4 protein-coding genes are annotated in these 6,178 nt (G+C 65.2%); 2 read left to right on the top strand and 2 right to left on the bottom strand.

The genetic code is table 11. The annotated features are described in order from the left end of the window. Positions 1-112: 112 nt before the first annotated feature. Positions 113-1,696, bottom strand: a complete 1,584-nt coding sequence (locus ABF648_RS11560; protein WP_415632401.1) for an MFS transporter — start codon at positions 1,694-1,696, stop codon at positions 113-115. 347 nt (positions 1,697-2,043) lie between these two features. Between ABF648_RS11560 and ABF648_RS11555 the strand changes: the two genes are divergently transcribed. Further along, positions 2,044-2,886 carry a GntR family transcriptional regulator gene (locus ABF648_RS11555; protein WP_415632400.1) on the top strand — a complete coding sequence of 281 codons (843 nt, stop codon included), beginning with the start codon at positions 2,044-2,046 and terminating at the stop codon, positions 2,884-2,886. 671 nt (positions 2,887-3,557) lie between these two features. Here the strand turns inward: ABF648_RS11555 and ilvD are convergent. Beyond that, the gene (gene ilvD / locus ABF648_RS11550) at positions 3,558-5,399 is read right to left on the bottom strand and encodes a dihydroxy-acid dehydratase (RefSeq protein WP_415632399.1); all 1,842 of its coding nucleotides are present in this window, start codon (positions 5,397-5,399) and stop codon (positions 3,558-3,560) included. A 209-nt stretch (positions 5,400-5,608) separates the two neighbouring features. Here ilvD and ABF648_RS11545 point away from each other — a divergent pair. After that, on the top strand, positions 5,609-6,178 hold a 570-nt coding region (locus ABF648_RS11545), incomplete at its 3' end, for a response regulator transcription factor (protein WP_415632398.1).

The following is a 6,178-nucleotide window of genomic DNA, read 5'->3' as shown; positions in this document are numbered from 1 at the left end:
CCCCTCTGGGGTGTGGACCCGCACAGATGTGTGTAACATGCTGGTGTCTCTGGGCTCGTTGGGGGGCGCCGCCGGCGGGGGGCCCCCCCCCATCACTGTTTTCCCTGGTGATTCAGGCGTAGTCCCGCTGGAATTGCAGCTCCAGCTGTTCCAGGCTGCGATCCTTGGTCTCCGGCACGACCCTGAGGTAGAAGAACAGCGTCCCCACATTGAATGCGGCGAAGATCAGATAGGTCAGTGACCCGCCGAGCCCCTCCATCATGATGGGGAAGACGATCGCCACGATGGCATTGGTGATCCACAGCGCCCCCACGGCCAGGCCCAGCGCGGTGCCGCGGATCCTGGCCGGGAAGATCTCGGAGAACAGCACCCAGTTCACCGTGCCCGACTGTTTGGCGAAGACGAACAGGCAGACCAGTACCAGCACCAGCACCGGTGCGAAGACTGGCGCCCCGGAGATCTCACCTGTGCTGTTCTGGAAGGGCTGGATGAAGAGATGGAAGACAGCCGACAGCGCGGTGAGGAAGAAGACGATCGTGCTGGCCTGGTAGATGCCGACATGGCGGCGGGCGAATTTGGCGATCAGCAGGAAGCCCACGGCTGAGCCGATCAAGGACACCAGCCCGGAGACCACATTGAGCGAAATCGAGTCGGTCATCGAGAAACCCGCTGCGTGCAGCACCTTCGGCAGGTAGTACATCGCGGTGTTGATGCCGGTCAGCTGGTCTGCCACTCCCAGCCCGATGCCGATCAGCAGAAGCTTCCTGGTCCAGACGGTGGACCAGATCTGGGAGAGTCCCCATTTCTCCTGGTGCGCCTCGGCGCGTTGCACCTCGATCATCTCGTCGAGCTCGGAGGCGATGTCCTCGTCGTCCTCGTCGCGCACGCGCTTGAGCGAGCCGATCGCCTGCGGGACGCGCAGCTGGGTGGCGTACCAGCGCGCCGATTCGGGCATGAACCGGATCCCGAAGCCCAGTGCGATGGCGGGGATGGTGGCGAGCACCAGCATGTATCGCCAGGTGTCGCCATTGCCGCCAGTCACCGTGAGGCCCACGATGTGCTGCAACTGGTCCCAGGGATGGGTGCTGCCGGTGGCATAGGCGCCACCCGGATCGTGACCGACGACGGCTGCCGGGCCGCCGCGGTACTGGGCGATGACGGCGTTCATGGCATAGGCCAGCAGCTGCCCGCCCACGATCATGAACTGATCGACAGCGACCACGACGCCGCGGATGTGTTTGGGGGCGGCCTCGGACAGGAAGACCGGCACGGTGGCCGAGGCCCCGCCGACGGCCGTGCCGAGGATGAAGCGGAAGACGTAGAGCATGCCGATGTTCACCGAGAAGGTGCATCCCAGCGCACCGATGATGAATACTGCTGCCAGCAGCGTCAGGTTGTGGCGGCGTCCGTACTTGTCGGACAGTTTTCCGCCGAAGCTGGCACCGAGCGCCGCGCCGAGGCACAGCAGGCCACCGACCCAGCCCTCCTCGAAGGTGGTCATCGCCAGGCCACCGGCCGCACGGGGAAGATACATGTAGGGCAGAGCTCCGGCAATCACGCCGGTGTCATAGCCGAACAGCAGCGAGCCGAGCGTGGCGACCCCGGCCAGTGCCCACATCGTCCGCTTCTTGCCCGAGGGTGGCGTCGTTGCCACCAGCTCTTCGAGCTTCTCCGTGGTGTAGTTCTCCACTGTCATGTCTGAATTGTTCATAGATGTCCTTGCCGTTCGTCCACTGTGACGGATGACCCGTGCCCTTCGTGGCGAATCGTGTCGGGGGCCGACGCCACCTGACGCCGTCCGGCAATGATTCTCGCATACCGGACCCGTTCTGGATGCGTGGCAGGTGCGTCTGCCGCCAAGGAGCCTACGGCCACGGTCGCCTCGATGGTGCCGGTGGCGACCTGTCTGGCCGTCGGGATCGTTTGAGTTCGTGTATGACTTTGTCCGAACTTTTGCGGTTCGACTGGCCGGAAGGCGATTCGGCTCCAAGATGGAAGGGATATGGGTGTGAACAGCACCTCCGATCGTTCGCAGGAGTAGTGATGAAGATCGAATCGGCCGACACGGGCTGGCGTGCAGGGGATTCAGCAGGATCTGCGAATGTGCTCATGAGCAGAACCCGGGGCAGCCAGATGGCCGGTCAACGGGCTGTTTTCACCGTGGACGTGATCCTGGATCGCACGAGCCCCGTCCCGCTGTACCTCCAGATCAGCGAACCGATCCGCCAGCTGATCTGCGATGGCAGGCTGGCTCCGGGGGAGCGATTGGAGGACGAGGTCTCCCTGGCGAATCGGCTGCGTGTCTCGCGTCCGACGGCGCGGAAGGCATTGCAATGCCTCGTGGACAAAGGGTTGATCGTCCGCCGTCGTGGTGTGGGAACCCAGGTCGCTCCCGAAGAGGTCCATCGTCCCGCGGAGCTGGTCAGCCTCAACGAACAGCTCATCAGAGCCGGGCACATGACGAGTACAGAGGTGCTCGACTACAGCATCCAGGCGGCGGATCTGCGACAGTCAGGGGAACTCGGATTACCCCCCGGGACGCCGGTTGCCATCTTCCGGCGAGTCCGTATCAGTGATGGTGAGCCACTGGCTGTCCTCGACAATGTGATGCCTGCGCTTCTTGCGCCGACACGCGAGGACCTGGGGAGAACGGGGCTGTACGACCTGCTGCGCAACCGTGAGGTACATCTGGCCTCGGCTCGTCAGTCGATCGGCGCCAAGCGCGCCAGCCGGGTGGAGGCGGCGCAGCTGGCCGAGAAACCGGGCTCGGCGGTGCTCACCATGACGCGCACCACCTATGACGACAGGGGACAGGCCATCGAGTACGGGAACCATGTCTTCCGGGCCTCGCGCTACAGCTTCGAGTCGACGGTCTTCGTGAACTGAGCCGCGCTCGGGCCGGCACCTGTGCGAATTCGTCCGTGCAAGGTGGTGCCATCGGGGGCATTGTGAGCAATACTGGGGAGTGCACAGGGACCCAACGACGGGAGAATGCCTATGGATACGGAATCAAAATCTGGAACCAGGACAGCAGCACCCGGCTCGATGAGGGCCGAGTAGCCCGTGGCCAAGGGTTTCGGTATGGCACCGAGGCTCCCGGGAGGAGCTGTCAGTTGGGGACACAGATCGCGGCTCGAACAGTAGCCGACCGGAGCACCCCGAAGCGGGTACGTCGCCAACTCTTCTCCCAGCCACTGCTGGACTTGGTCCACTGAACTGAGTTCACTGGACCAAGTCCACTGAACAAACAGCTGCAGAACCAATGGAACAGAACAAATAGCACTGACCATTCTCACTACTGAACATCAGCAGCGAGAACCTCAGCAGCAAGAAGGGGTACCGCTCACCGGCGTGAGCGGTACCCCTTCTTTCGTACTGGTTCCACGTACTGGCCTCGACTGGTCAGGGTTCCTCAGGCCGTTGTTGTGGGTTGACCTGTGCCACTCGTGATCGAGACAGGGGTGTGGGCGTGTCCGGGAGGGCCCAGGAGGTTTGTCCAGCCGCGGAGGGCACATCCGCGCTCCGGGCTGAACAACACTGGGTCGATCGGGGGCAGCTCACAGCTTGCGGCGGGCAGCGCCCTTGTCGGCGCTCTGCGCGAGCAGTGCGAACACCTTGAGCGCATTGCTCACCTTGCGGTCGCGGTGGGCGGGTTTCCAGCCGAGCTCTTCGCGCTTGGCGCGGCGATCGGCAAGGACTTCGTCACTGAGCTCCACGTTGATGGTGCGGTTCGGGATGTCGATGGAGATGATGTCGCCGTCCTCCACCAGACCGATCGCGCCACCGGCCGCCGCCTCGGGGCTGATGTGGCCGATCGACAGGCCTGAGCTGCCGCCGGAGAAGCGGCCGTCGGTGATCAGCGCGCACTTGGGGCCGAGCCCTGTGCCCTTCAGATAGCTGGTGGGGTAGAGCATCTCCTGCATGCCGGGACCGCCCTGCGGACCCTCGTAGCGGATCACCACGACATCGCCGGGCTCGATCTGCTTGTTCAGGATGGCGTCGACAGCCTGCTCCTGGCTCTCGGAGACCTTCGCGGTGCCCCGGAAGACGAACTGGTGCTCTGGCACGCCGGCAGTCTTCACCACGGCGCCGTCCAGCGCGATGTTGCCGTGCAGCACGGCCAGGCCACCGTCGGCGGTGTAGGCGTGCTCGACCGAGCGGATGCAGCCCTTCTCCGAATCGGTGTCCAGGTCGTCGTAGCGGTTGGTGGAGGTGAACATCTCGGTGGTGCGCACACCGCCGGGGGCGGCCCTGAAGAGCTCCTCGGCCTCGGGGAGGGCCTTTCCGCCGCGCACATCCCAGTCGTCCAGGAAGGACTGCAGCGAGTCGTGGTGCACCGAGTGCACGTCGCCGTCCAGCAGCCCGGCGCGGTTGAGTTCACCGAGGATCGCGGGGATGCCGCCGGCGTGGTGAACATCCTCCAGGAAGTACTCAGAGGTGTTCGGGGCCACCTTGCACAGACAGGGCACCTTGCGTGACAGCGCGTCGATGTCATCCTCGTCGAAGTCGACCTCGCCCTCCTGCGCGGCTGCCAGCAGATGCAGGATCGTGTTGGTCGAGCCGCCCATCGCGATGTCCATGGTCATGGCGTTCGAAAAGGCGGCGCGGGTGGCGATGGATCGCGGCAGCACCGAGTCGTCGTCCTGGTCGTAGTAGCGCTTGGCGAGGTCCACGACGGTGCGCCCGGCCTGTCGGAACAGATCCTTGCGTGCGGAGTAGGTGGCCAGCGTGGTGCCATTGCCCGGCAGCGCCATTCCGAGGGCCTCGGTGAGGCAGTTCATGGAGTTTGCGGTGAACATGCCCGAGCACGAGCCGCAGGTGGGGCAGGCCTCCATCTCGATGCGCATCAGCTCGTCGTCGGAGATCTTCTGGTCGGACGCCGCAGTCATCGCATCGATGAGGTCGAGCCGGTGCGTCCGGGTGCCGTCGTTCAGCACGACGGGCCGGCCGGACTCCATGCCGCCACCGGAGACGAACACGGTGGGGATGTTGAGCCGCAGGGCCGCAATGAGCATGCCCGGGGTGATCTTGTCGCAATTGGAGATGCACACCAGTGCGTCGGCCTGATGGGCATTGCACATGTATTCCACCGAATCGGCGATGATCTCGCGGCTCGGCAGCGAGTAGAGCATTCCGCCGTGGCCCATCGCGATGCCGTCGTCGACGGCGATCGTGTCGAACTCCCTGGCCACACCGCCGGCCTCGGCGACGGCGTCGGCGACGATGCCGCCGATGTCCTTCAGACCCACATGGCCCGGGACGAAACCGGTGTAGCTGTTCGCGATCGCCACGATGGGGCGACCGAAGTCGGAGTCAGTCATCCCGGTGGCCCGCCACAGGGAGCGGGCGCCCGCCATCAGGCGGCCCTCGGTGGTGACGCTGGAACGCAATGTCGGCATGCATCTCCCTTTCTCGTGCGCGATCAAGGGTATGCCGTGCCGGAAGTGGTGCCGGGCAGGGGCCATTCGGTCTGCGGCACAAGCCTTCGTGCCGCCCCGTGCCCAGACCACTTCGCGAACTCGGTCAGGGGAGGAGCCGGGGGCGGATCACACTGTGTTCTGCTGAGCTGCAGGTGTGCGCGCAGCACGCACACAGGAGGGAGTCCACATTGTCCCAGTCCGTCCCTGGTGGCACGGTTTCCGGTGCCACCCGTCCAGAAGCTGGTGGCACGGTTTCCGGTGCCACCCGTCCAGCGTCTGGTGCATCTTCCAGGGCCGATGCCGTGGATGTGCTCGTCATCGACGACCACGAGATCGTCTCCATGGGTGTCCGGCAGGCCCTCGAATCCGGACCGATTCGTGCCGAGGTTCGGTGGACCGCATCCCTCACCCCAGTCATTCGGCTCTCACCGGGCACCGTCGCCGTCCTCGACCTTCGACTCGACGACGGCTCCAGCCCGGCCGCCAACATCGCACACCTGCATGCCCATGGCATTCCCGTCGTCATCTACACCTCGGGTGACGAGCCAGTCCTCATCCGGGAGGCGATCGCGGCTGGTGCCCTGTCCATCGTCCGCAAGGCGTCTCCTGCCCGTCACCTCGTCGAGGCCATCGCAGCGGCTCTGCAGGGACGCGGGGGGGCCCGCCGCGGGAGCGCCGCGGGCGTGGGGGCCGAGGGGCCGGACCGGAACCGCCAACCGGCGGAGGGAGAGGCGCAGGGTGTGCACACCGAAGCCGGA

The organism is Propionibacterium sp., from assembly GCF_047719395.1.
Taxonomy (GTDB): Bacteria; Actinomycetota; Actinomycetes; order Propionibacteriales; family Propionibacteriaceae; genus Propionibacterium.
Note: the sequence above shows the minus strand (reverse complement) of the source record. Positions and strands in the feature narration are given on the sequence as shown.